This window comes from Pseudomonas sp. 02C 26, assembly GCF_002843585.1.
Lineage (GTDB): Bacteria > Pseudomonadota > Gammaproteobacteria > Pseudomonadales > Pseudomonadaceae > Aquipseudomonas > Aquipseudomonas shirazensis.
In genome coordinates this window covers 4,321,225-4,346,336 of sequence record NZ_CP025262.1, presented here as the reverse complement: position 1 = coordinate 4,346,336, position 25,112 = coordinate 4,321,225, and the positions used below count along the sequence as shown (strand labels likewise).

Sequence of the window (25,112 nt, the reverse complement as noted above, 5' to 3'; positions counted from 1 at the left end):
TCAAAGCCCTCTGCAAGACATCCTGACTATAGTTGAAGGTATGGGCGTATGTGCTTGCGCAATCGGGCGGCAAAGGCTCTAGAACAAAGCAAATGTGGCAATGCGCCTTGACTGGCCCTAGACTCGCTTGGCGGTCTTTCCAATCCACCAGCTGGAAGTAAACCATGAACAACAATAATAGCCTGCTACGCCACATTCCGTGGCTGGTGTTGGCAGTACTGGGAGCCTGTGCGCTGGGTGTAGTTGCCCTGCGTCGCGGCGAGGCAGTCAACGCCTTGTGGATTGTGGTTGCGGCAGTGGCCCTGTATCTGGTCGCCTATCGCTACTACAGCCTGTTCATCGCCACCAAGGTGATGCAGCTCGACTCGCGTCGGGCAACCCCTGCGGTACTCAACAACGATGGTCTGGACTATGTGCCGACCAACAAGCACATCCTCTTCGGTCACCACTTCGCCGCCATCGCTGGCGCGGGGCCGCTGGTCGGTCCGGTACTCGCCGCGCAGATGGGTTACTTGCCCGGTACGCTGTGGCTGATTGCCGGTGTGGTCCTGGCAGGTGCCGTTCAGGACTTCATGGTCCTGTTCATGTCCACCCGCCGCAATGGCCGCTCGCTGGGTGACATGGTCCGTGAAGAAATGGGCCGGATCCCGGGCACCATCGCCCTGTTCGGCTGCTTCCTGATCATGATCATCATCCTCGCGGTGCTGGCGCTGATCGTGGTCAAGGCCCTGGCTGAAAGCCCGTGGGGCATGTTCACGGTGATGGCGACCATCCCGATCGCGATGTTCATGGGCATCTATATGCGCTACATCCGCCCGGGGCGGATTGGTGAGATCTCGATCATCGGCGTGGTCCTGCTGCTGCTGTCGATCTGGATCGGTGGCCTGGTGGCTGCCGACCCGGTCTGGGGCCCGGCGTTCACCTTCACCGGTGTGCAGATCACCTGGATGCTGGTGGGCTATGGCTTCGTTGCCGCTGTACTGCCGGTATGGCTGGTACTGGCGCCGCGTGACTATCTGTCGACCTTCCTCAAGATCGGTACCATCGTCGCCTTGGCGCTGGGCATCCTGATCCTCGCGCCTGAACTGAAGATGCCTGCGCTGACCCAGTTCACCGACGGCACTGGCCCGGTCTGGAAGGGCACGCTGTTCCCGTTCCTGTTCATCACCATCGCCTGCGGTGCGGTATCCGGTTTCCATGCGTTGATCTCCTCGGGCACCACGCCCAAGCTGCTCGACAACGAAACCAACGCCCGTTACATCGGTTACGGCGGCATGCTGATGGAGTCGTTCGTGGCTATCATGGCCATGGTTGCTGCTTCGGTGATCGAGCCAGGCGTGTACTTCGCCATGAACAGCCCGGCAGCAGTGGTCGGCTCCGACGTGGTAAGCGTCGCGCAGACGGTCAGCAGCTGGGGCTTCCTGATCACCCCTGAGCAACTTGAAGCGGTTGCCCGCGACATTGGCGAGCACACCATTCTGGCCCGTGCCGGTGGTGCGCCAACGCTGGCAGTCGGTATCGCGCAGATCCTGCACCAGGTATTGCCGGGTGAAAACACCATGGCCTTCTGGTACCACTTTGCGATTCTGTTCGAGGCGCTGTTCATCCTCACCGCAGTGGACGCCGGTACCCGTGCCGGGCGCTTCATGCTGCAGGACCTGCTCGGCAGCTTCGTGCCTGCACTCAAACGCACCGAATCGTGGGGCGCCAACCTGCTTGCCACTGCTGGCTGCGTAGCGATGTGGGGCTACCTGCTGTATCAAGGCGTGATCGATCCGCTGGGTGGCATCAACACCTTGTGGCCGCTGTTCGGTATCTCCAACCAGATGCTGGCCGGTATCGCGCTGATGCTCGGCACCGTGGTGCTGATCAAGATGAAGCGCCAGCGCTATATGTGGGTCACCCTGGTACCGGCGGTATGGCTGCTGATCTGCACCACTACTGCAGGCTTCATCAAGCTGTTCGATCCGAACCCGGCTGTTGGCTTCCTGGCCCTCGCGAACAAGTACAGCGTCGCGCTGGACGCCGGTCAGGTACTGGCCCCGGCCAAGGACGTTGGTCAGATGCAGCACGTGATCTTCAACGCCTATACCAACGCTGGCTTGACCATCCTGTTCCTGGTGGTGGTGTTCAGCATCCTGTTCTTCGCCCTCAGAGTCGGTTACTCGGCACTGGGTCGCAAAGAGCGCAGCGATAAAGAAACCCCGTTCCAGGCGCTGCCTGACGCGTAAACGAGAGGACTGCAGCCATGTTCAACGACCTGGGTCGCCTGGGTAAGTACCTGGGGCAAGCTGCCCGGCTGATGGTCGGCATGCCCGACTACGACAATTATGTCGAGCACATGCAGGGCAAGCACCCGGACAAGCCGATGATGAGCTACGAGGAGTTCTTCCGCGAGCGACAGGAAGCCCGTTACGGCGGCAAGTCCGGGCCCAAGTGCTGTTGAACCAGCGGCAAGTGTGATCGAGTGGGAGCCCGGGCAACCGGGCTCCCACTTTCATTTATGGCCAAAGGAGATGTCTGCGTGCAAACGCCTATTCCTGTAACGGTCCTCACCGGTTTTCTCGGTGCGGGCAAGACCACCCTGCTCAAGCACATGCTCAAGGCCGAGCATGGCCTGAAGATCGCCGTGATCGAAAACGAATTCAGCGAAGCCGGCATCGACAGCCAATTGCTCGGAGACGAGCCGGTGCAGGTCATGACCCTGGCCAACGGTTGTGTGTGCTGCACCATCCACACCGACCTGACCAAAGCCCTGTACCTGCTGCTGGAGCGGCTGGATGCCGGCGACATCGCGTTTGACCGGCTGGTGATCGAATGCACCGGTCTGGCTGACCCGGCGCCAGTCGCGCAGACCTTCTTCATCGAAGAAGAGCTGCGCGATCGCTACATCCTCGACGGCATCATCACCCTGGTCGACGCCGCCCACGCCGATGTCCACCTGACCCAGGCCATTGCCCAGGCTCAGGTCGGCTTTGCCGACCGCTTGCTGTTGAGCAAGACCGATCTGGTCACGGCTGAGGCTGTCGAGGCCTTGCAGGAGCGCCTGGCGCGGATCAACGGCCGCGCGGCGATTCGCATCGTCGAGCAGGGCCGCATCGACCTGGCTGAGTTGCTTGATGTGCGCGGCTTCAATCTCAATCCTGACCTGGGCGCGAGTATCACCCGCAGCCTGCGCCCGGTGCTCAAGCCGGCGACCCCGGATCGCATCTCGACGCTGGTTTTGCGTACCAGCACGGCGCTGGATATCGATCGCCTCAGCGAGTTCATGAACGAGCTGCTGGAAAACCACGGCAAGCAGTTGCTGCGCTACAAAGGCGTGCTCAATATCGCTGGGGATGAGCGCCGTTTGGTGTTTCAGGGCGTGTTGAAGCTGTACGGCTTCGACTGGGACAGCGAATGGAAGGCCGACGAGGCGCGTGAAAGTGTGATGGTGTTTATCGGCGATGAACTGCCCGAAGACGAGATCCGTGCAGGCTTTGCCGCGCTGACCTGAGCAAAAAAAAAGGCCACTGCATGTGCAGTGGCCAATCTGGACGTTAGATCAAGGAGCTTCAAAATCAACGTCGTCGAGCGTGGCCTGCACTCAGGGCGGGGGAGTGCGCTGCGTGCTGGCCAGTGAAGTCAGCATAAGCCGCTGTTGCGGCGAGAAAAATAGCCTCAGGCGACATTCACCTTTACGCGCCGAGTAAGAGTCACTGTTCAGGCCGCGTAGCCCATCCGCCAGCTGATGTCGCGGGTGGCCGCCAGCAACTGCTGCGCCGCCGGGCCATGCTCATCGGCATGGAAAATCGAGGTCGGCCCAACCACGGTCATCACCGCTACGATGTGCCCCATGGCATTGAAGATCGGCGCCGAAAGTGCGTCGACGCCAGGCATCAACAGCCCATGCACATGGTGCAGCCCCTGCTCGCGAATCCCTGCCAAAAGTGGCTGATAGGCGTCGAATGTCTGCGTCATGGCGGCCAACTCACGTTCACGCAGGTCAACCGTTTCGCGCTCGGGCAAATGCGCAGCGAACACCAGCCCGGTCGATGAGCTGAGCAGCGGCAGCACCGAGCCGATCTGCGTCACCACGGTAACGGCGCGCACCGCCGGCTCGATACTGACCACGGTCGCGCCCTGATTACCCCACACAGCAATGAAGCAGCTCTCGTTGAGCGCGTCGCGCAATGCCGACAGCGGCAGCGCCGCCACCTTGAGCACATCGATGCTGCCCAGCGCGGCCATGCCCACTCGCAACGCTTCGCGGCCCAGGCCGTAGTGGTTGGTGGCGCGATCCTGCTCGGCGAAACCGCTGGCAATCAGCGCCTGCAAATAGCGATGCACCTTGCTCGCCGGCATGCCGACGTGCTCGGCCAGGCGCGACAGCGAGGTCGACGGCGAAAGCTCGGCAAGGGCCTTGAGGATATCGGTGCCGACTTCCGCCGAGCGGACCTTTTGCTTGCCGGTGTCGGCAGGGGTGCTGGCTTTGGACATGGGGAAAGGAATCCACATTGACAGGTGGCGACTTTATAACTTGACGACGGGCGGCGAGCAAATTACGTTATTCGTAATCTGATTACGACAATAACAATGCAGACGCGCTGCCAGCCACCGTGATACGGCCCGGTTCAGCCCAGCAGCCCCTGCCAGCATGGCTCTCAGTGAGCCTGGAGGCACAGATGACCCGCGACACCGCCCTCGACTACCTCAGCGGCTTTGGCAACGAGTTTGCCAGTGAAGCGCTGCCTGGCGCCCTGCCGGTCGGGCAGAATTCACCCCAGCGTGCGCCTTACGGCCTGTACGCCGAGTTGCTCTCGGGCACCGCGTTCACAATGGCCCGCAGCGAACTGCGGCGCACCTGGCTGTATCGCATTCGCCCGTCGGCGCTGCACCCGCGCTTCGAACGCCTTGCGCGCCAACCGCTGGCGGCGCCACTGGGCGCGGTGACGCCCAACCGCCTGCGCTGGAACCCGCAGCCGCTACCGGCCGAAGCCACTGATTTCATCGAAGGTTGGCGGCCGATGGTTGCCACCGCCGCGGCGGACAAGCCATCCGGCGTCAGCATCTATATCTACAGCGCCAACCGCTCGATGCAGCGGGTGTTCTTCAATGCCGATGGCGAGCTGCTGCTGGTGCCTGAGCAAGGCCGCCTGCGTATCGCCACCGAGCTGGGCGTACTCGATGTCGAACCGCTGGAAATCGCCGTGATTCCGCGCGGTATGAAGTTTCGCGTCGAGCTGCTCGACGGTCAGGCGCGTGGTTATCTGGCCGAAAACCACGGCGCGCCACTGCGCCTGCCCGATCTTGGCCCGATCGGCAGCAACGGCCTGGCCAACCCGCGAGATTTCCTCACCCCCATGGCGCATTACGAAGACAGCAGCGGCCCGGTCCAGTTGGTGCAGAAGTTTCTCGGCGAACACTGGGCCTGCGAACTGCAGCATTCGCCGTTGGATGTGGTCGCCTGGCACGGCAGCAACGTCCCGTACAAATACGACCTGCGTCGCTTCAATACCCTCGGTACGGTCAGCTTCGACCACCCGGACCCATCGATCTTCACCGTGCTGACTTCACCGAGCAGCGTCCACGGCCTGGCCAACATGGACTTCGTGATCTTCCCGCCACGCTGGATGGTCGCCGAGAATACCTTCCGCCCGCCGTGGTTCCACCGCAACCTGATGAACGAATTCATGGGCCTGATCCAGGGCGCCTACGACGCCAAGGCCGACGGCTTCCTGCCCGGTGGCGCGTCGTTGCATGGGGTGATGAGCGCCCATGGCCCGGATGCCGAGACTTGCCACAAGGCCATCAATGGCGAGCTGGCACCGCACAAGATCGACAACACCATGGCCTTCATGTTCGAGACCAGCCAGGTCCTGCGCCCGAGCCAGAGTGCGCTTGAATGCCCGCAATTGCAGGCCGACTACGACAGCTGCTGGGCCACCTTGCCGAGCACCTTCAACCCGAATCGGAGATAACCCATGAACCACACCGCGACTGCCCGTAGCTGGGTCGAACAGGCCAACGGTCACAGCGACTTCCCGCTGCAGAACCTGCCATTGGGGATTTTCAGCCGGCCGGGTGAAGCGCAGCGCTGTGGCGTGGCCATCGGCGATTCGATTCTCGACCTGCAGGCCGTGCTTGCCGCCGGCCTGTTCGAGGGTGACGCCAAAACTGCGGTCGAGGCCACCGCCGACGCCACGCTGAATGCCTATTTCGCCCTTGGCCGTTCGGCCCGGGTTGCGTTGCGCCAGCGTTTGCTGGAACTGCTGGGCGAGCACAGCGAACATCAGGCTGCACTGCAAGCGGCGCTGTACCTCGCCAGCGACTGCCAAATGCACCTGCCGGCCAAGGTGGGCGACTACACCGACTTCTATGTCGGCATCGAGCACGCGAAGAACGTCGGCAAGCTGTTCCGCCCGGACAACCCGCTGCTGCCCAACTACAAGTACGTGCCAATCGGCTACCACGGCCGCGCCTCGACCCTGCGCCCGTCGGGCACCGATGTGCGTCGGCCAAAGGGCCAGACCCTGCCTGCGGGTCAGACCGAGCCAAGCTTTGGCCCATGCGCCCGGCTCGACTTCGAGCTGGAACTGGGCATCTGGATTGGCCAGGGCAATGACATTGGGCAAGCGATCCCGATTGGCGATGCGGCCGAGCATGTCGCTGGTTATTGCCTGCTCAACGATTGGTCGGCGCGCGATATCCAGGCGTGGGAATACCAACCGTTGGGGCCGTTCCTGTCGAAGAGCTTCATCACCACGCTGTCGCCGTGGGTAGTCACTGCCGAGGCACTGGAACCTTTCCGTTGCGCTCAGCCGGCGCGTCCCGAGGGTGATCCGCAGCCACTGTCGTATCTGCTCGATGCACGCGATCAGGCCAACGGCGCGCTCGACATCGAACTGGAAGTGCTGCTGATCACCGAAGGCCTGCGCGAACAGGGCTTGCCGCCTCACCGCCTGAGCCTGAGCAACACCCTGAGCATGTACTGGACCGTGGCGCAGATGGTTGCCCATCACAGCGTCAATGGCTGCCAGTTGCAAGCAGGCGACCTGTTCGGCTCGGGGACATTGTCCGGCGCGCAGCCAGGGGCATTTGGCAGCCTGCTGGAGATGACGGATGGCGGCAAGCAGGTGATCGAACTGGCCAGCGGCGAGGTGCGCAAGTTCCTTGAAGACGGTGACGAGATCATCCTGCGTGCTCGCTGCAAGCGCGACGGCGCGGTCAGCATCGGCTTCGGCGAGTGCCGCGGCAAAGTCGTCGCGGCCAACTGAGAGGGCAGGCCATGCAGCTGTTCGGCTATTACCGTTCGACCTCGTCCTATCGGGTACGGATTGCCCTGGCGTTAAAGGGCCTCGCGTTCGACAACGTGCCGGTCAACCTGCTCAAGGGCGAGCAGCACGGCGATGCCTACCTTGCGCTCAATCCGCAGGGCAGGGTGCCCGCGCTGGGCTGTGACAGCGGTAGTGTGCTGGTGCAATCGGCGGCGATCATCGAGTACCTGGAGGAGGTTTATCCACAGCCGCCGCTATTGCCTGCCGAGGCTGAGGCGCGGGCGAAGGTACGGGGCGTCGCGGCGATCATCGGCTGCGATGTGCACCCGCTGCACAACGTCAGCGTACTCAATCAGTTGCGTCAGCTGGGGCTGGACGAGGCGCAGGTCAATCTATGGATTGCCCAATGGATTGGCCAGGGTCTGGCAGCGGTGGAGCAGTTGATCAATGATCAGGGCTTCTGCTTTGATCTTGCGCCGGGTTTGGCTGATGCCTACCTGCTGCCACAGCTGTATGCGGCCGAGCGGTTCAGTGTCGATCTGAGCCGCTACCCGCGGATCAACCGGGTGGCAGCGCTGGCGGCGCAGCATCCGGCGTTTATCCAGGCGCATCCATCACGTCAGCCTGATACCCCGCTTCAGTGAATCGATGGGCTGCTGGCGGGCAGGTGGCCAAGACGTTCGCTCAGCTTCAAGCGCTGCGCCGGGTCTTCGCTGAGCAGCAATGCCCGTTCCAGGTCAAAGCGCTCGGCCTGCGGGCAGTCCAGGCGCTGGTACAGCGTGGCTCGCGCCAGATAGTCGCTGACCAGCACCGGCCCCAGCTGCATGACCCGTTCGGCGTCGATCAATGCGGCGAGGTCATTGTCGTTGCTGATATGCAGCTGGCGCAGGTTGCGTGACAGCCGCTGCAGCATCTGCAACGGGCTGGCCACCTGCATATGTTCAGCCGTCAACGCTACCTGTGGGCCGAACTGACGGGCCAGTAGCTGACGGCACTCAGCCGGGTACAGACGACGACCGCCGCACGGGTCGAGCAGGTGATCCGCGCCAGGCACGCGCAGCAGAAAATGGCCCGGGAAGTTGACCCCTTCCAGCGGGATCGACAAACCCCGAGCCAACTCCAGGGCGAGGATTGCCAGCGCCAGCGGCTGGCCACGGCGGCGCTGCAACACCTTGTCCATCAGTGCCGCGTGGGCACGCAGTGGCAGCATTTCGTCTTGCTGAAAGCCCAGCGTGTTGAGCTGGCGCAACAGCGGCTGGGCGAGCTCACTGAGCGGCAACATCGGCAGGCTGGCATTGATTTGCTGGTGCAGCTCGCGCACCTGGGCGAGGGCGTGGGCGGGCACGACACTGGCATCGTGCTCGGCGGCGATCCACAAGGTTGCTTCCAGCAGGTCGACGGGCGCGCGTTCCAGGCACGCCAGGCAGGCTTTACGTGGGTTCATCAGACTCTCCCCCGACATGCTTGAGTATTAGCTCTGACAGCGGGGTTCGTCCAGTGGTCCGACCAGCCTGCGCTGTGCATCGCGCTGCCTATACTGTCAGGAGCACCTCGCTGGAGGCGGTCGATGTTCGCGCTCATGCAAAGCACCCGCACGCAGTCACTGCACCTGTTCGTCGATCCACCCAGCGGCCTCAGAGCCGTGGTGGCGATCCACAACGAGCAGTTGGGCCCTGCCATGGGCGGCTGTCGCTACCTGGCCTATGCCGACGACGAAAGCGCCGTCACCGACGCCATCCGCCTGGCTCAGGGCATGAGCTACAAGGCTGCACTGGCAGGCCTGGCACAGGGCGGTGGCAATGCCGTGATCATGCGCGGCGCCCATGTGGAAAACCGCGCAGCACTGTTCGAGGCGTTTGGCCGCGCGCTCGACAGCTTGAATGGGCGCTTCATCACCGCCGTCGACAGTGGCACCTCAACCCTGGACATGGACTGCATTGCCCAGAGCACTGCCCACGTTACCAGTACCACCGCTTCGGGAGACCCCTCGGCACATGCAGCCATCGGGGTGTTCGCTGGCATCCGGGCCACAGCAATGGCACGGCTGGGCACCGATAATCTGGAAGGCTTGCGGATTGCTGTACAGGGCTTGGGCAACGTTGGCTTCGCGTTGGCCGAGCAACTGCACGCGGCGGGCGCGGAACTGTTGGTCAGCGATCTTGACGCGGGCAAGGTACGTTTGGCGGTGGAGCAATTCAATGCCCAACCAGTGACCAATGATGCGCTGGTCAGCACCCCGTGCGACATCTTCGCACCTTGTGGCGTGGGTCAGGTACTCAGTGGCCAAAGTGTCACGCAATTACGCTGCGCTGCCGTGGCGGGGTCTGCCAACAACCAGCTGACGACCTTGCAGGTGGCTGATCATCTGGAAAAGCGCGGGATACTCTATGCGCCGGATTATGTCATCAATGCCGGTGGCTTGATCTACGTGGCACTGACCCACCGTGGCGAGAGCCTCGGCACCATTACCGCGCATCTGGCCCGAATTCCGTCACGCCTGACCGAAGTGTTCGGCCATGCCCAGGCGGAGAAACGCTCGCCAGCGCGGGTGGCGCAGATGCTGGCGGAGCGTTTGCTGTATGGCTGACGGCAGTTATTCTGCCGCGTTGCCCTCAAGCAATTCGGCCAAGGCATCGGGCTGGCTCTTGAACGCTCGGGCGAACACATCGCGATTCTTCGCCATGTAAATGCCGGCTTCCTCGACTTGTTGTTCGGTCAGCGACGGCACCGCTTTTTGCAGCACATCAGCCAGGCGCTCGGCCAGCTCGAGCATCTTGTCGTGACGATCCGCTTCGGCTTTATCCATGAACAACTGCTCCGGGTCGCGACTGCTGCGGTATACCACTTCGACGGCCATTCATCACCTCTGTGCCTTTATAGCGGGTTATGCAAATAATTTACTGTATGGGTGTACAGTACTCGCATAGGCCACCCCAGCGCAACCCGGATAGTGGCCATTTATCTGCACGAAAGCGTAGCTCATAGGTGCCTTGCGGCAATCTGTCGCCTTCCAACCCTCGTGTCTGGCCTTTTAACTGCATGGCACAAGCGTCACACAGGTGGCGCACCATCCTTCAGTCGTATCGGGGAATCGAGCATCGTGAACATCAAATGGGCAGAAAAAATGCGCAAGGGCCTGCACGGCTCTGCCGACTCGCTGGGCAACCTGTGCGTCGAGGGGTTTCACTACCTGGCGTTGTTCGGTATCGGCGGGATTACCGCGTGGGCGGCGGTCGAGGCGTTTCTGGACATGCTCAGCAAGGGCGGGGTCAGCGTCGATGACATTCTGCTGCTGTTCATCTACCTGGAGTTGGGGGCGATGGTCGGGATCTATTTCAAGACCAACCACATGCCGATCCGCTTCCTGCTGTACGTGGCAATCACGGCCCTGACGCGCCTGCTGATTGGCGATGTGTCCCATCACAAGGCGCCGGACGTCGGCCTGCTGTACTTGTGCGGCGGCATCTTGCTGTTGGCCTTCGCGATTCTGGTGGTGCGCTATGCATCGTACCGCTATCCCTCAAGCCGGGCGCTGGACGCTCACGGCAAGGAAGTCGACGAAGGCCGCTAGCGCTCAGTTGGCGAGCTGGCTGGCGGCGTGACGTTGCTGGCCAGGGTCGCGGGTGAGGGCGGCGAGTACCTGTAGCGGGTTTTCGCCTTGTTCGATGGCCAGGCCCAGACGGATGCTGTCGATGACCCGCTGCAAGCGTACCGGATCGTTGCGTTGCGCCTGGCTGATCAAACGCTTGGCGACGGCGCCGCTGTCGTCGGACAGGGTCAGCATGATGCTGCCGTCGAGGCGGGTGATGCTCAGGTTGACCCGATAACGCGGGGCGAAGGCATTGCTGATCTGATCGAATGGATTGTGCATGGTCGCGGATCTGCAGGTTAACTGGATGGAAAAGTTGACCGGGTGTCCGCGCAGATGGTTCACAGCCGCTGATCGGCGTGGCTTTGTGGTGAGTTGGTTGAATCAGAAAGGGCCGCGGAGCGGCCCTTGTGCAACTAACCGAACAGCGCTGTCATCACTCCTCGATTTCTTCGTTCACTTCCAGCACTACACGCTTGCTGCGCAGTTTGCCGAACAGGTGATCCAGCGCGTGGTCGAGCTTGGTCGTGGCACCCTCGACAGCCTGCTCCAGCGAAGTGGCCGTGTGGCTTACGGAAATCGGTTGATGGCCTTTGGGGCGAGCCTCCATCTGGCAACGTTTGTCATGCGGTCCGGGCTTGGCGCCGTTGTCGTCGCGCAGGTGCACCTCGATGCGGGTGAGATCGTCCTCGTAACGTTCAAGACTGCTCTCAAGAGTACTACGTACCCACTCTTCAAGCCGGATGCTGCCGTCGATCTGGTTGCTGCTGTTGACTTGGATTTGCATGACTTCAATCCTTATTCAGCTTGCTCGCAAGAGTCGCCCAGGCCATTGAGGCCTGTGGAAATTTATCGCCTCTTGACTGTAAGGTCAGGCATCCGCGCGGCGATTTCAAGCCCTTTTAAAATATAAATTTTTTGAATTAAATCAGCGCTGGATGGACGCAGCCGAGCGCAGCATGATTCGGCTTGGGGCGCCGATGCGCCCCTCACCCCGTCAGAATTCGACCGAGGTCTGAACGTACAACGTGCGTGGCTCACCGACATATTTGCCGCGATTGTTATCGTCGAACGAGCGCGTGTAGTACTCGCGGTTGAACAGGTTCTTCACCCCAACGGCGAGCTTCAGGTTAGATAGCTGCGGGCCAAAGTCGTAGCCCGCGCGGGTGCTTACCAGCATGTAGCCGGGGATGCGCCCATTGGCGCCATTGGCGCTTTCCTCGCGAGTGTTGGCGTTGTCGGCGAACTGGCTGCTCTGGAAGCTGCTGTCCAGGTTCAGCTGCCACGGCCCATCGGTATAACCCAGGCCGAGGGTGCCCTTGTGGCGAGACGAGAACGGCACCTGATTACCCTTGTTGGCGCCGTCTTCACGGATGGTCGCATCGACGAACGCGTAGCCAAGGTGCACATCGAAGCCGCTTAATACCGGGCTCAAACCATCGAGCGCGTAACGCAGGCTGGTCTCGATGCCCTGGTGGCGCGTTTCGCCGCGTGCGATGACCGCGTCGTTGCTCTGGTTGCTTTCATATTGATTATCGAAATTGATCAAGAATGCGCCGATCTCCGCCTGCAGGTCGCCATTGTCGTAGCGCGTGCCGACCTCCCAGGTGCGGGCTTTTTCCGGTTTTACTTCGCCGCTGCTGACGCGATTGGGCATCTGGCTGTACTGCACGCTGCCGAATGAGCCTTCAGTGTTGGCATACAGATTCCAGCGGTCGGTCAGGTGGTAAAGCACGTTCAGGGCGGGCAGGGCGGTGTTGTAACTGCCCTGGTAACGCTGGCCGCTGATCTTGTTGCTCTGCTCGGAGTCGATCATCTCGTAGCGCACGCCCGGGGTGATGGTCCAGCGGCCGATATCGATACGGTCGTCCAGGTAAATCGCATGCGCTTCGGTGCTGCCGCGGGTGTCGCGACCGAGAAAGCTGCTGCTGGTCGGCAGGTCGCCATTGACCGGTGCCTGGTAGCGCAACTCGTGGCCGGCTTCGTTGATGTAACGGTAGCCGACGCCGACTTCATGCCAGCTGTCTCCCAGGGCCAGGCCTTGCGAGAAGCGCGTTTCGATGCCGCGTACCCAGTATTCGCGTGGCGACAGCGAGACGAAGTTGCCCTGGTCCAGATAGCCGCTGCGCAGGGTCTTGGTGAAGAAGCTGTTGATGCTGACCTGGCGATCATCCTGCTTGTAGTCGTAACCGACGTTGACCAGCGTGCGCCGGCCCCAGAACTTGTCCTTGAGTCGGGTCGACTGATATGGATCGGCGTCGTAGGCTGCCTGGCTCAAGCCGCCGGGCATCTCAGCTTCGCCTTCATAGTATTGCGCCATGGCGTGCAGGCTGTTGGCCTCATCGAGCTGCAGCTTGCCCTTGAGCATCAAATCGTCGATCTGCGTATCGCTGTGCTCACGCCAGTCGCCGCCGCGGCTGCCGGAATACAGCAGGGCACCGCCCAGGCCATTGGCGTTGGTGCCGCCGACCAGCAGGTTGGCGCTGTTCTTGATGCCATCGTGGCTGGACGACGGCGTCAGCTGGTTCTGCATGGCCGCCTTGAACGTGGCCTGTTCGGGGATCGCCCGGGTCACGAAGTTGACGATACCGCCGACGTTCTGCGGCCCATAGCGCACCGCACCGCCGCCGCGCACCACGTCTACCGCGTCCATGTTGCCCAGGCTCAGTGGGGCCAGCGACAACTGTGGCTGGCCATACGGCGCGAACGGCACCGGGATGCCGTCCATCAGCACCGTCGAGCGCGAGGCCAGGCGCGGGTTGAGGCCGCGGATGCCGAAGTTCAGCGCCAGGTCGTGGCCGCCGGTGCCGCTGGTGTCCGGCGCATTCACCCCTGGGATGCGGTTGAGCACTTCACGCGGGCTGCTGGCGCCGCTGCGTTCGAACTGCTCGCGGCGGATCACGTCACGTGCGCCGGGGTGGTCGAAGACATTGTCGGCTTGCGCTTCGGCCAGCCAGTCACCGACCACGGTGGACGCGCCCAGCTCGATCGGCGCGTTGGCCGCAGGTGCCGCGACAGGCTGCAGGCTGAAGGCATTGGCACCTTCCTGGCGAGCTTGCAGGCCGCTGCCGCGCAGCAGTGCCTCCAGGCCCTGATCGAGCGCGTACTCGCCTTGCAGGCCCGGGCTCTGCAAGCCTTGGGTGAGTTGCGAACCGTACGAAATCAGCGCACCGCTCTCGCGGCCAAACTGGTTCAAGGCCTGCTCCAGCGAGCCGGCGGCGATGTGGTACTCGGCGGCCAGCACGGCAGGCGCGGCGAGGCTGAAGGTGGAGGCAAGCAACAGGGCGAGGGAGCTGGGACGCAACAGCATGAGCGGGTCCTTGAGAGGGGGTCTGCCTTGTCTGTCACGCGAGCTTGCAGAAATGGCTCAGGTTATTTGAAAAATACTTGCTGACTAGCCAACGCGGCGCTCGACCGTGACCCAATAGCGGGTGAAACGGCGCACGCTGACCGGCAGTGCCACTTCGAGCATCTGCAGGATCCGCTCGCTGTCATCCAGCGGATAAGAGCCGGAAATACGCAGGTTGGCGACTTGCTCGCTGCAGCTCAAGCGGCCGTGGCGGTAGCGACCGAGGTCGTCGAGAAAGTCCGCCAGGCGCATTTGCGCGGCCACCAGCATGCCGTCGACCCAGGCACCGCGATCCGCCTGCAACGGCGCAATACCCTGCCAGCCAGCGTTGGCAAAAGCTGCCTGCTGGCCCGCCAGCAATGACTGCCCGTCGAGACTGGCGCGGCCGCTGTACACCGCCAGTTGGCTGAAGCCGCTGAACTGACGCAGGTTGAAGCGCCCCGGTTCCAGCCGCAGCACGCCTTCGGCGCTGCGCAGCAGCATTGGCCGGCTATCGTTGACCACCTCAACTTGCAGCTCGCCCTCGACCAACCGCAGCAGCCGCTGCTGGCTGTCGAAGCGCACATCGGCGGCGCTGCCGGTGTTGAGTTGCAACTGGCTGCCGTCATCGAGGGTTAGCCGCCGGCGTTGGCCGACCGGGCTGCGGTAGTCGGCCAGCAGCCCCGGCACGGGGCTATGTTGCTGCACAGCGAGCCCGCTTGCGCTGGCCACACCAAGCAGCAACAAAGCCTTGAGCGCACGCCGCCGGGCAGGCGATGGCGGCGCCTGCAAAGTCGCATGCACAACGGGCGAGGCGACCCCACGCAAGCGCTGGTTGACCTGTTGGATATGCGCCCAGGCGCGCTGGTGCTCGCCGTCAGCCTCCAGCCAGCGCTGCAGCGCATGCTGCTGGCGCACGTCGAAATCATCGCCCTGGGATTCGATCAGCCAGTGCACCGCCTGCTCGGCGACCTCGGCGCCAAAGCTGCTGTTCACAGGGCGAAGTAGCAGCGCAGGGCTGCCTTGCTCAGATAACGCTTCACCGTGGCCAGCGAGATACCCAGTTCACGGGCGATTTCGCTTTGCCCGAGGCCATCGACCTGGGCCAGCAGGAAGGCGCGCTTGACCAGCGGCGGTAAGCCGTCGAGCAGGCGGTCCAGCTCCAGTAGGGTCTCGAAGATGATTGCCTTCTGTTCTTCGCACGGGGCGAACTGCTCAGGCACCTGCGCCAAAGCTTCGCGGTAGGCGCGTTCCAGCTCTTGGCGGCGGAAGTGATTGCACAGCACCCGCTTGGCCACGGTGGCGAGAAATGCCCGCGGCTCTAGCAGTTGCGGCGCCTCGCGGGCCTGGAGCAGGCGCAGGTAGGTGTCCTGGGCCAGATCGGCAGCGCTGTGCGGGCAGCCCAAACGACGCCGCAACCAGCCGGTGAGCCAGCTGTGATGCTCGTGATAGAGGCCTTCGACGGTTGCAGAAAGGGCGCTGGACACCGTAACGACTCCGGCGCTGATTAGCGCGAGTGCTAGTAAGAATGGTTCGCATTGTAATTTCCCTGCAGCATGTCGGCAATCATCAAAAACCGATAGCAGCCGCAGCCGAGCTTTGCTTATGAGAATTGAAATCATTATTATTGGTGGCTTCACCTAGCGGACCTTGTCATGAAGCGCAAAGCTGGCGGGATTCTCCTGAGCTATCGACTGGCTGTAGCCTCGCGCTGCCTGGCGGCCTTGCTTGGCGGCTACCTGCTGGCGTCGATGGCAAGCGTCTGTATCACCTTGCTGGTGCCCATGACCCCGGTCGACGCGACCTTGACCGGGATGATGCTGTCGTTCGTGTTTTACCTGCTGGCGTTCATCTGGTGCTTCGCCTGCCGCACGGCCGCCCGCGCCTGGCTTGGTGTACTGCTGCCAAGCCTTGCGCTGGCGCTGATCAATGGGCTGGCTTACTGGATGAAGAACCCATGAAAGAAGGCTTTCGCCAGGCCATGGCCTGGCTGCACACCTGGACTGGGCTGCTGTTTGGCTGGCTGCTGTTCGCAATTTTCCTGACCGGCACGCTGTCGTACTTCAAGGACGAGATCACCCACTGGAGCCAGCCCGAGGTACAGCGCCATCAGCTCGACCCGGCTGCCAGCCTTGGCCTCGCCCAGCGGTATCTGCAGAGCAACGCCGCGACTGCCGGCAGCTGGTTCATTCGCCTGCCCAGCGACCGCGAACCTGCCCTCAGCGTCAGCTGGCGCGACCCCAACGCCACCGGGCGGCGCGGTTTCATCAGCCATGAGCTGGACGCGCGCAGCGGTGAGCGGGTAGAGGTGCGCGACAGCCGCGGTGGCGACTTCTTCTACCGCTTCCACTTCCAGTTGCAGATGCCGCACCCGTGGGGCCGCTGGCTGGCGACTTTCTGCGCGCTGATCATGCTGCTGGGGCTGGTCACCGGGATAATCACCCACAAGAAGATCTTCAAGGAATTCTTCACTTTCCGCCCAGGCAAGGGCCAGCGCTCGTGGCTGGACGGCCACAACGCGATCGGCGTGCTGGTGCTGCCGTTTCATCTGATGATCAGCTACAGCAGCCTGCTGCTGTTCATGTACATGGTCATGCCGGCGAGCATCATGGCGGCGTACAAGGGCGAATCCGACACTTACTTCAGCGAGCTGTTCGGCCGTGACGAAGCGCCCAAGGCCGCCGGCGTGGCAGCGCCGCTGACCGATCTGCCGGCGCTGTATGCCAAGGTGCAGACCATCGTGCCCGGCGCCCGCATCGGCTACCTGCAGGTTGCCAACCCCGGCGACAGCAATGCCCGGGTGACCGTGACCCAGGCCGCCGCCGATCACGTCGCCTATCAGCGCAGCGCCAACTGGACCTTCGATGGCGTCAGCGGCGCGCAGCTCAGCCAGGGCGAGCCGGAAAGCGCGGCGATGATGACCTCGTTCACTATCGCCGGCCTGCACATGGGCAACTTTGCCGGGCCGTGGCTGCGCTGGTTGTACTTTGTGTTTGGCGTGGCCGGTACTGCGGTGATCGGCACCGGCCTGGTGATGTGGCTGGGCAAGCGCCAGCTCAAGCATGCCAAAAGTGGCCGCTTGCCGTTCGAGCTGCGCCTGGTTGAAGTGCTCAATATCGCCAGCATGAGCGGGCTGTTGCTCGGCGTGGCAGGGTTCTTCTGGGCCAATCGGTTGCTGCCAATCGGCATGCCGGGGCGGGCTGATTGGGAGATCAACGTGTTCTTCCTGGCCTGGGCCCTGTCGCCGCTGCACGCGCTGCTGCGGCCGGGGCGCAAGGCCTGGGGCGAGCAATTGGCGCTGGGGGCACTGGCGTTTGCCGGGCTGCCGCTGCTCAACGCGGTGGTCACCGGCCACGGCCTTGATCAGTCGATCGCCCGGGGCGACTGGGCCATGGCCGGCTTTGACCTTACCGCGCTGGGTACCGGGCTGTTCCTCGCCTGGGCCGCTGGCAAGATGCTGCGCACGCCCAACGTGCAGGCCAAGCGCGCACCGCGTGCTGCCAAAGCCGCCTCGACCACGGCCGAGGTGAACTGATGCTGAGCGTTGCTCTGATCACCTTCGCCGGGCTGGTGGCCCTGTGTCTGGCGATGGAAAAGCACTTCGGTGAGCTGCTCAAGCGCAAACCCAAGCCTGGGCAATTACCTGCCCTGCGTTGGGCTGGCTGGGCGCTGCTGGTGCTGTCGCTGATCCTTGCCGTCAACATCCGCGGCCTGGCCTTCGGCCTGGTTGAGTGGTTTGCGCTGGTGATGGCCGGGCTGACCCTGTGGGTGTTCGGCCTGCCTTATCAGCCACGGCTGTTGCTTGGCCTGGCCCTGGTCAGCGTGCTGCTCGGGCCGGTGCTGGCTGCGCTGGGTGTGTGAGCGCTTGAACGAGCCAACGCCCAGCAACCCGGCAGACGCCGACGCCGCCAGTGGCCGGGCGCGCTTCGTCCAGGTGTTTCTCGCCCAGCGCGGGCGCATGGAAGCACTGGTCAGCCGCCGGGTGGGCTGCCGGGCGACGGCGGCGGACCTGGTGCAGGAGTTGTTCCTGCGCTTCTGGCGCCGGCCCGAGGTCAAGGTCGAAGCACTGGATATCTACCTGCTGCGCTGCGCCGGTAACCTGGCGATCGACCACCTGCGCAGTGAGGGCAGCCGTGGCCGAGTAGTCGAAGGCTTGCCGGTTGCCGATGACAGCCCGGCGCCAGAGCAGGCGCTGGCCGCCGAGCATGATCTGCAGCGGATCGAGACCGCGTTGCGCGGCCTGCCCGAGCGCAGCCGGCAGATATTTCTGCTCAGCCGCGTCCACGGCTGCACCTACGGCGAAATCGCCAAGGCCATGCAGTTGTCCCAGAGCGCTGTGGAAAAGCATATGATGCGCGCCCTCGAAGCGTGCAAGGCAAGCGTTGCCGCGCCGCGTAGGCCAGGAGGCGGCCGATGACCAGCCACACCGAGCCAAGCAGCCAGGCTACCGAGCAGGCGGCGCTGCATTGGCTGAACCGCATCATTCACAATCCAGGCGAAGCCCAGGCTGCGCCGTTCAAACGCTGGTTGCTGGCCGACCCGGCCAATCGCGAGGCGTATGCGCACGCAGAGCATGTCTGGCAACTGAGCCAACTGCCGGCGGCCAAACTGGCCGAAGAACAGCAGGCCAGTCTGCAGCCATACCTGGACGCTATCCGCCAGGCTCGCCAGCCCAAGCGCTGGGGCCGTCGTGGTGGTGCTCTGGCTGCCGCCGCCTGTCTGCTGCTGGCGCTGGGCAGCGTCGGCGGCTGGCAGCCGCAGCATTGGTTACAGGATGCCCAGGCCGACTATCGCAGTGGCGCTGAGTTGCAGCAAATCACCCTGGCCGATGGCTCGCAGATGACCCTGGATGCGGGCAGCGCGGTGGCGGTCGACTTCGACCACGGTGAGCGGCGGGTTCAGCTTTTGCGCGGCGCAGCGTTCTTCCACGTGACCCACACCGGTCAACCCTTTCTGGTCGACGCCGCTGGCGGTGAAGTGCGCGTGCTCGGCACCCAGTTCGAAGTACGCGAGCAAGGCGAGGGCGCGCAGGTCACGGTGCGCAGCGGGCGCGTTGCAGTAACGCCGACGGCAGGTCAGTCGGCCCGCGAGCTGACGGCCAATCAGCAACTGACCTATGCCGCAGGCCGCGCCGGGCAGATCGAAGCCGTCGACAGTGACAGCCGCCTGGCCTGGCGTCAGGGCTGGCTAAGTTATCAACAGGTGCCGTTGGCCGACGTGCTGGAAGACCTGCGTCGCTATTACCCAGGGCGGATCGTGCTGCTCGATGACACCCTGGGCCAGCGCCTTGTCAGTGCCAGCATCCCGGCCAATCAGCCGCTGCTGGCGCTGGATTCGCTGGGCCAGGTGGTGGGTTTCTCGCGACAGACGTTGCTCGGCCGGCTGACTTTGCTCACATCATCAGCCGGCTCTGAAAAATAATTGCGAATTGTTGTGAGGTAACCGGCGACGCCATCCGTGTAGTGAGTGAAAAGCGATTCATTCGCATGCGATCACCCCTCTTTCAGGTCAGCGTCCATGAAGTTCACCTCGCGTTGCGTTCCCCTCTGGCTGGGTCTTGCCAGCCTGTCCGGCGCCGTCGTTGCCCCGCCTGCCAGTGCTGCGGCGCAAGCACAGCTGTACAGCTTCGCCCAGCCCAGCCAGCCGTTGCCGGCAGCACTCAACGCCTTTAGCCGCACCACCGGCCAGAGCCTGGTCTATACCGTCGAACTGCCCGACCTGCAGGCCCCGGCCTTGAGCGGTTCGCTCAGCGCCGAACAGGCCTTGCAGCAACTGCTGGGCAATGCCGGCCTGAGCTGGCGGCGCGTCGATGCACGCACCCTTACGCTGGAGCCGGTGGACACTTCCGGTGCGCTCAACCTGCAGGCGATCAACGTCAACTCGCAGAGCGACCTGTACAGCTATCAACCCCCCGCCAACGCCTCGATCATGCGCGGCCAGGGCGCGGTGCAGGACATCCCCCACACCATCAACGTGGTTCCGGCCCAGGTCATCCGCGACCAGGCGCCGCGCAACCTGGACGATGCCCTGGCCAACGTCAGCGGCATTACCCAGGGCAACAATTTCGGCGGCACTGCGGACACGGTGATGAAACGCGGTTTTGGCGACAACCGCGACGGCTCGATCATGCGCGACGGCATGCCGCTGGTGCAGGGGCGCAGCCTCAATGCCAGCACCGAGCGGGTCGAAGTACTCAAGGGCCCGGCCTCGCTGCTGTATGGCATCCAGGACCCGGGCGGGGTGATCAACGTGGTCAGCAAGCGCCCGCAACTGGAGCAGTACAACGCCCTGAACCTGCGCGGCTCGACCTACGGCAGTGGCAAGAACGGCAGCGGCGGCGGCTTCGACAGTACTGGCGCGCTGGGCGACACGCCGCTGGCCTACCGGCTGATCGTCGACCACGAAGACGAAGACTACTGGCGCAACTACGGCGTGCACCGCGAGTCGATGGTCGCGCCGTCGCTGGCTTGGTTGGGCGAGGATACGCAAGTGGTGCTGGCCTACGAGCACCGCGAGTTTCTCTATCCGTTCGACCGCGGTACCGCCTTCGGCAGCAATGGCCACCCGTTGAATATCCCGGCAACCCGGCGTCTTGATGAGCCGTTCAACGACATGCAGGGGCGCAGCGACCTGTACCGGCTCGAGCTGGACCACCAGCTCAGCGACGACTGGAAGGTCCATGCCGGCTACAGCTTCAACCGCGAAACCTACGATGCCAGCCAGGTCCGCGTGACCGGCGTCAACGAGGCGCGTGGCACCTTGACCCGGAGTATCGATGGCACCCACGGCGCGATGAGCCGCGACCAATTCGCCACCGTCAGCCTCAACGGCAACCTCGAATTGGCCGGGCTGCGCAATGACCTGCTGCTCGGCCTTGATCACGAAGACCGCAAGGTGTTTCGCGGCGACCTGATCCGCCAGACCAGCCGCTCGACCTTCAGCTACCAGAACCCGGTGTATGGCCAGGAGGTGGAAGGCAGCAACGTGCGCGCCAGCGACAGCGACCAGACCGACAAGCTGCGCACCGACTCGCTGTTCGTGCAGGACGCGCTGCACCTCGATGAACACTGGATTCTGGTGGCCGGCGCGCGCTTCCAGCAGTACGACCAGTACGCCGGCCGCGGCCGCCCGTTCAAGGCCAACACCGACAGCAATGGCCAGACCTGGGTGCCGAATGCTGGCGTGGTGTACAAGGTCGATGAGCAGTTGTCGCTGTATGCCAGCTACAGCGAGTCGTTCAAGCCCAACTCGACCATCGCGCCGCTGAGCGTCGGCGGCGGTCAGACCCTGACGCTGGACGGCGGTGTTGCCCCGGAGGAGGGCAAGTCGTGGGAGCTAGGCGCCAAGCTGGACATGCCAGGGCAGTTGACCGGCAACATTGCCCTGTTCGACATCGCCAAGCGCAACGTGCTGGTCGCCGACGGTGACAGCAACCCAGGCACGATCATCTACAGCAACGCCGGTGAAGTCCGCTCGCGCGGCCTGGAGCTGGACCTGAGCGGTCAGCTCAGCGAGCGCTGGAGCCTGATCGGCAGCTATGCCTTCACCAATGCCGAAGTGACCAAGGATCCAGAGCTCAAGGGCAAGCGTTTGCAGAACGTGGCGCGCAACAGTGGCTCGCTGTCGGCGGTGTATGACTACGGCAGCCTGTTCGGTGGCGACCGCCTGCGCCTGGGCGCTGGCGCCCGCTATGTCGGCGAGCGTGCCGGCAACGCGGCGAATGACTTCGACCTGCCGGCCTACACCGTGGCCGATGCCTTCGCCAGCTACGAAACCCAGCTCGACGAGCACAAGGTGCGTCTGCAACTGAACGTGAAGAACCTGTTCGACAAGGTCTATTACAGCTCGGCAGTGAATAGTTACTTCGTTGCTGTTGGCGATGCGCGCCAGGTCAGCCTGTCGACCACCCTGGAGTTCTAACCGCGCCAGGCTGCCCGGTATTCGCCAGGCGTCGCCGCAAAGGCCTGGCGGAAACGGTTGCTGAAGTGGCTGGCGCTGGCAAAACCGCAGTGCAGGGCAATCTGCAGCAAGGGCTGTTGGCCGTAACGCAACATCTGGCAAGCACGCTGCAGGCGGCGGGCCAGCAGGTATTGATGCGGCGGCAGGCCGAAGCTTGCACGAAACATCCGCGCAAAGTGGTATTCGGAGAGGTTGCAGCGCAGCGCCAGCTCGCCGAGGCTGAGCGGCTGGTCCAGGTGCGCTTCGATGTACTCGGCCAGTTGCCGGCGCACACTTGGCGCCAGGCCGCCCTTGAGGCGTAAGCCCTGGCGCAGCCCGGCCTGGCTGAGCACCGCATGGTCGACGATGGCATGCGCCAGGCTGCTCGCCAGCAGGCGTTCGCCGGGTTCGTCCCAGGCCATGCCGATCAGCTGGCGAAAGCGCTGCGCCTGCTCGCGGTCATCGACGAAGGTCGCTTCGCGCAGCTGCATTTCCCGCGGTTCACGGTCGAGCAGGCGAATGCAGCCGAGGGCGAACTGTTCCTCGCTGATGTACAGGTGGGCCAGGCGGATCGAGCCGTTGACTACCCAGTTCGACTCGGAGCCAGCTGGCATGATGCACAGCTTGTCCGGGGCGCCCTTGTCCGAAGGGCGCTGACGGCGAAAGGTGCCGGTGCCGTCGCTGATGTAGCACGACAGCGTGTGGTGGCTCGGCGCCTGATAATCGCGGGCGTCGTCGCGGTTGCTCCACACCGCCGCCGACAGGCCGTCAGCCAACTGCACGCTGTGCTCCAGGCGTGCGTTGGGCGCCGCATGCATGACGTTGAAGACTTGCAACTGGCTGAATGGGGTCATGGTGAAATCCTCTGATTGCCATCCTACTGCGCTGGCGCGCGGATGGCAGCCGCTGGCGACGCAAAAGCGCAAGTTTGTGCAAGCGCCGCGAGCAGCCGAACCGGACACTGCCTGCATCGTCATGCCTTGCCAGAGAGTCCCGCCATGAACCTGTCGCTGTACCTGCTGACCGTACTCATCTGGGGTACCACCTGGATCGCCCTGAAACTGCAGCTGGGGGTGGTCGCCATCCCGGTATCGATCGTCTACCGCTTCGCCCTGGCCGGGCTGCTGCTGTTCGTCATCCTGGTGCTCTCCCGTCGCCTGCAACCGATGAACCGGCGCGGGCATCTGATCTGCCTGGCGCAGGGCTTGTGCCTGTTCTGTGTCAACTTCATGTGCTTTTTGACCGCCAGTCAATGGATCGCCAGCGGCCTGCTGGCGGTGGTGTTCTCCACGGCAACCCTGTGGAATGCGCTGAATGCGCGGATATTCTTCGGCCAGCGCATCGCCAGCAACGTGCTGGCCGGCGGTGCACTGGGCCTGTTCGGGCTGGGGCTGCTATTTTCGCCAGAACTGAGTAGCCACGGCGCCAGCCGCGAAACCTTGTACGGGATCGGCCTGGCCTTGCTTGGCACGTTGTGTTTTTCGGCAGGCAACATGCTCTCGAGCATGCAGCAGAAAGCCGGGCTGCGGCCATTGACCACCAACGCCTGGGGCATGCTCTACGGTGCCGGGATGCTGGGAATGTACTGCGTGCTGCGCGGGATTCCGTTCGACATGGAGTGGAACAGCCGTTACATCGGCTCGCTGCTGTACCTGGTGATACCGGGTTCGGTGATCGCTTTTACCGCGTACCTGACCCTGGTTGGGCGCATAGGCCCGGAGCGGGCCGCGTACAGCACGGTGCTGTTCCCGCTGGTAGCGCTGAACGTGTCGGCGTTTGCCGAAGGCTACCAATGGACCACGCCAGCGTTGTTGGGCCTGGTGGCGGTGATGGCAGGCAACGTGCTGGTGTTTCGCAAGCCCAAGGTCAAGCGGCCCGGAGCTGTAGCGGTGGCGCCGTAACCTTCAGATCGCCGGGGCCGCTTTGCGGCCCTTTCGCGACACAAGGCCGCTCCTACACGGGTCCCTGTAGGAGCGGCCTTGTGTCGCGAAAGGGGCGCGAAGCGGCCCCCAACGGTAGTGATCAGTGCTTCCAAACCTGCGGATTGACCAAATCCCGCGGGCGCTCGCCGAGCAGCGCTGCGCGCAGGTTGTCCAGCGCGCGGTTGGCCATCGCCTCGCGGGTTTCGGCGGTGGCCGAGCCGATGTGCGGCAAGGTCAGCGCGTTGGGCAGCTGGAACAACGGCGACTCAGCCAGCGGCTCATGCTCGTAGACGTCCAGGCCCGCGCCACGAATGGTCCCGGCCTGCAGCGCCTCGATCAGCGCCGCCTCATCCACCACCGGCCCGCGGGCGATGTTGATCAGGAACGCGCTGGGCTTCATCAGTTGCAGCTCGCGGGCGCCGATCAGCTTGCGCGTAGCCTCCGACAACGGCACCACCACGCAGACGAAGTCGGCTTCGGCCAGCAGTTGCTCGAGGCTGCGGTACTGCGCGCCGAGCTCTTGTTCCAGTGCCTGCTTGCGGCTGTTGCCGGCATACACGATCGACATGTTGAAACCGAAGCGGCCACGCCGGGCAATCGCCGCGCCGATATTGCCCATGCCGATGATACCGAGGGTCTTGCCGTGGACGTCAGTGCCGAAGCGCTCCGGGCCGACCGTGGCCTTCCAATTGCCGGCCTTGGTCCAGGCATCCAGCTCGGCGGTGCGTCGGGCGCAGCCCATGATCAGCGAGAAGCCGAGGTCGGCGGTGCTTTCGGTGAGCACGTCGGGGGTGTTGGTCAGGGCGATGCCGCGCTCGTTGAAGTAGTCGACGTCGTAGTTGTCGTAGCCGACCGATACGCTCGATACCACTTCCAGTTTGGCCGCGCCTTCCAGCTGCGCGCGGCCGAGCTTGCGCCCAGCGCCGATCAGGCCGTGGGCCTCTGGCAGTGCTTCGTTGAACTGGGCGCTGATGTCACCCAATTTGGGGTTGGGCACGATCACGTTGAAGTCGTGCTGCAGGCGCTCGGCCATGGCCGGGGTAATGCGGCTGAAGGCCAGGACGGTCTTTTTCATCGGC

Annotated in this window: 25 protein-coding genes; 15 read left to right on the top strand and 10 right to left on the bottom strand. The window is 63.6% G+C overall.

The window, feature by feature from the left end; translation table 11 throughout:
- Window positions 1–164 precede the first annotated feature (164 nt).
- From CXQ80_RS19820 to yjiA, 3 genes are all read left to right on the top strand, one after another.
- Window positions 165–2,231, top strand: a complete 2,067-nt coding sequence (locus CXQ80_RS19820) for a carbon starvation CstA family protein (protein WP_101322087.1) — start codon at window positions 165–167, stop codon at window positions 2,229–2,231.
- A 17-nt stretch (window positions 2,232–2,248) separates the two neighbouring features.
- Entirely contained in the window at window positions 2,249–2,446 is a 198-nt protein-coding gene (locus CXQ80_RS19815; RefSeq protein ID WP_101322086.1) for a YbdD/YjiX family protein, read from the top strand.
- Between the two features lie 78 nt (window positions 2,447–2,524).
- Complete coding sequence (gene yjiA / locus CXQ80_RS19810) at window positions 2,525–3,496, top strand: GTPase (RefSeq protein ID WP_101322085.1); 972 nt, start codon at window positions 2,525–2,527, stop codon at window positions 3,494–3,496.
- Between the two features lie 206 nt (window positions 3,497–3,702).
- On the opposite strand, the gene CXQ80_RS19805 is transcribed toward yjiA, so the two are convergent.
- Complete coding sequence (locus CXQ80_RS19805) at window positions 3,703–4,479, bottom strand: IclR family transcriptional regulator (protein ID WP_101322084.1); 777 nt, start codon at window positions 4,477–4,479, stop codon at window positions 3,703–3,705.
- Between the two features lie 185 nt (window positions 4,480–4,664).
- On the opposite strand from CXQ80_RS19805, the gene hmgA reads away from it, so the two are divergent.
- Genes hmgA through maiA form a run of 3 tightly spaced genes read left to right on the top strand, consistent with a single transcriptional unit; the run spans window position 4,665 to window position 7,900 of the window.
- Window positions 4,665–5,960, top strand: a complete 1,296-nt coding sequence (hmgA, locus tag CXQ80_RS19800; protein WP_101322083.1) for a homogentisate 1,2-dioxygenase — start codon at window positions 4,665–4,667, stop codon at window positions 5,958–5,960.
- Between the two features lie 3 nt (window positions 5,961–5,963).
- On the top strand, window positions 5,964–7,256 hold the full coding sequence (gene fahA / locus CXQ80_RS19795; protein ID WP_101322082.1) for a fumarylacetoacetase: 1,293 nt from the start codon (window positions 5,964–5,966) through the stop codon (window positions 7,254–7,256).
- An 11-nt stretch (window positions 7,257–7,267) separates the two neighbouring features.
- On the top strand, window positions 7,268–7,900 hold the full coding sequence (gene maiA / locus CXQ80_RS19790; RefSeq protein ID WP_101322081.1) for a maleylacetoacetate isomerase: 633 nt from the start codon (window positions 7,268–7,270) through the stop codon (window positions 7,898–7,900).
- Here maiA and CXQ80_RS19785 read toward each other — a convergent pair.
- A complete protein-coding gene (locus CXQ80_RS19785; protein WP_101322080.1) occupies window positions 7,894–8,700 on the bottom strand; it encodes a SirB1 family protein in 807 nt (268 codons plus the stop codon). The two genes, maiA and CXQ80_RS19785, sit on opposite strands and share 7 nt — an antisense overlap.
- A gap of 123 nt (window positions 8,701–8,823) precedes the next feature.
- Here CXQ80_RS19785 and CXQ80_RS19780 point away from each other — a divergent pair, with 123 nt between their 5' ends.
- Window positions 8,824–9,843 (top strand): Glu/Leu/Phe/Val dehydrogenase dimerization domain-containing protein, encoded by a 1,020-nt coding sequence (locus CXQ80_RS19780; protein ID WP_101322079.1) that lies wholly within the window; start codon window positions 8,824–8,826, stop codon window positions 9,841–9,843.
- Between the two features lie 6 nt (window positions 9,844–9,849).
- Here the strand turns inward: CXQ80_RS19780 and CXQ80_RS19775 are convergent, their stop codons facing one another.
- The gene (locus tag CXQ80_RS19775; protein ID WP_101322078.1) at window positions 9,850–10,113 is read right to left on the bottom strand and encodes a YebG family protein; all 264 of its coding nucleotides are present in this window, start codon (window positions 10,111–10,113) and stop codon (window positions 9,850–9,852) included.
- A 243-nt stretch (window positions 10,114–10,356) separates the two neighbouring features.
- Between CXQ80_RS19775 and CXQ80_RS19770 the strand changes: the two genes are divergently transcribed.
- Window positions 10,357–10,827: a phosphate-starvation-inducible protein PsiE gene (locus tag CXQ80_RS19770; RefSeq protein WP_101322077.1), complete on the top strand. Its 471-nt coding sequence runs from the start codon at window positions 10,357–10,359 to the stop codon at window positions 10,825–10,827.
- 3 nt (window positions 10,828–10,830) lie between these two features.
- Here the strand turns inward: CXQ80_RS19770 and CXQ80_RS19765 are convergent, their stop codons facing one another.
- The 5 genes from CXQ80_RS19765 to CXQ80_RS19745 form a co-directional block, all read right to left on the bottom strand.
- Window positions 10,831–11,127: a DUF3509 domain-containing protein gene (locus CXQ80_RS19765; RefSeq protein ID WP_101322076.1), complete on the bottom strand. Its 297-nt coding sequence runs from the start codon at window positions 11,125–11,127 to the stop codon at window positions 10,831–10,833.
- A gap of 154 nt (window positions 11,128–11,281) precedes the next feature.
- On the bottom strand, window positions 11,282–11,632 hold the full coding sequence (locus CXQ80_RS19760; RefSeq protein ID WP_101322075.1) for an HPF/RaiA family ribosome-associated protein: 351 nt from the start codon (window positions 11,630–11,632) through the stop codon (window positions 11,282–11,284).
- Between the two features lie 210 nt (window positions 11,633–11,842).
- On the bottom strand, window positions 11,843–14,155 hold the full coding sequence (gene fecA, locus CXQ80_RS19755) for a TonB-dependent Fe(3+) dicitrate receptor FecA (protein ID WP_101322074.1): 2,313 nt from the start codon (window positions 14,153–14,155) through the stop codon (window positions 11,843–11,845).
- Between the two features lie 84 nt (window positions 14,156–14,239).
- Complete coding sequence (locus CXQ80_RS19750) at window positions 14,240–15,169, bottom strand: FecR domain-containing protein (RefSeq protein WP_101322073.1); 930 nt, start codon at window positions 15,167–15,169, stop codon at window positions 14,240–14,242.
- Window positions 15,166–15,660, bottom strand: a complete 495-nt coding sequence (locus CXQ80_RS19745) for a sigma-70 family RNA polymerase sigma factor (protein ID WP_101322072.1) — start codon at window positions 15,658–15,660, stop codon at window positions 15,166–15,168. The genes CXQ80_RS19750 and CXQ80_RS19745 overlap by 4 nt, the downstream gene beginning before the upstream one ends.
- Before the next feature lie 168 nt (window positions 15,661–15,828).
- On the opposite strand from CXQ80_RS19745, the gene CXQ80_RS19740 reads away from it, so the two are divergent.
- The 6 genes from CXQ80_RS19740 to CXQ80_RS19715 all read left to right on the top strand — a co-directional run bounded on the left by CXQ80_RS19740 (window position 15,829) and on the right by CXQ80_RS19715 (window position 22,093).
- Window positions 15,829–16,134 (top strand): DUF3649 domain-containing protein, encoded by a 306-nt coding sequence (locus tag CXQ80_RS19740; protein ID WP_101322071.1) that lies wholly within the window; start codon window positions 15,829–15,831, stop codon window positions 16,132–16,134.
- Window positions 16,131–17,708 (top strand): PepSY domain-containing protein, encoded by a 1,578-nt coding sequence (locus tag CXQ80_RS19735; protein WP_101322070.1) that lies wholly within the window; start codon window positions 16,131–16,133, stop codon window positions 17,706–17,708. Before CXQ80_RS19740 ends, CXQ80_RS19735 begins: the two co-directional genes overlap by 4 nt.
- The gene (locus tag CXQ80_RS19730) at window positions 17,708–18,034 is read left to right on the top strand and encodes a DUF3325 domain-containing protein (protein ID WP_101322069.1); all 327 of its coding nucleotides are present in this window, start codon (window positions 17,708–17,710) and stop codon (window positions 18,032–18,034) included. Before CXQ80_RS19735 ends, CXQ80_RS19730 begins: the two co-directional genes overlap by 1 nt.
- A 4-nt stretch (window positions 18,035–18,038) precedes the next feature.
- A complete protein-coding gene (locus tag CXQ80_RS19725) occupies window positions 18,039–18,590 on the top strand; it encodes an RNA polymerase sigma factor (protein WP_101323104.1) in 552 nt (183 codons plus the stop codon).
- Window positions 18,587–19,594, top strand: coding sequence for a FecR domain-containing protein (locus tag CXQ80_RS19720; protein WP_101322068.1), 1,008 nt, complete (start codon window positions 18,587–18,589; stop codon window positions 19,592–19,594). Before CXQ80_RS19725 ends, CXQ80_RS19720 begins: the two co-directional genes overlap by 4 nt.
- 96 nt (window positions 19,595–19,690) lie before the next feature.
- Window positions 19,691–22,093: a TonB-dependent receptor gene (locus tag CXQ80_RS19715; RefSeq protein ID WP_101322067.1), complete on the top strand. Its 2,403-nt coding sequence runs from the start codon at window positions 19,691–19,693 to the stop codon at window positions 22,091–22,093.
- Here the strand turns inward: CXQ80_RS19715 and CXQ80_RS19710 are convergent.
- Window positions 22,090–22,965 (bottom strand): helix-turn-helix domain-containing protein, encoded by an 876-nt coding sequence (locus CXQ80_RS19710; RefSeq protein ID WP_101322066.1) that lies wholly within the window; start codon window positions 22,963–22,965, stop codon window positions 22,090–22,092. The genes CXQ80_RS19715 and CXQ80_RS19710 overlap by 4 nt on opposite strands.
- 144 nt (window positions 22,966–23,109) lie before the next feature.
- Between CXQ80_RS19710 and CXQ80_RS19705 the strand changes: the two genes are divergently transcribed.
- A complete protein-coding gene (locus CXQ80_RS19705; RefSeq protein WP_101322065.1) occupies window positions 23,110–24,012 on the top strand; it encodes a DMT family transporter in 903 nt (300 codons plus the stop codon).
- 121 nt (window positions 24,013–24,133) lie between these two features.
- Here the strand turns inward: CXQ80_RS19705 and CXQ80_RS19700 are convergent, their stop codons facing one another.
- Window positions 24,134–25,108: a D-glycerate dehydrogenase gene (locus CXQ80_RS19700; RefSeq protein WP_101322064.1), complete on the bottom strand. Its 975-nt coding sequence runs from the start codon at window positions 25,106–25,108 to the stop codon at window positions 24,134–24,136.
- Window positions 25,109–25,112 lie beyond the last annotated feature (4 nt).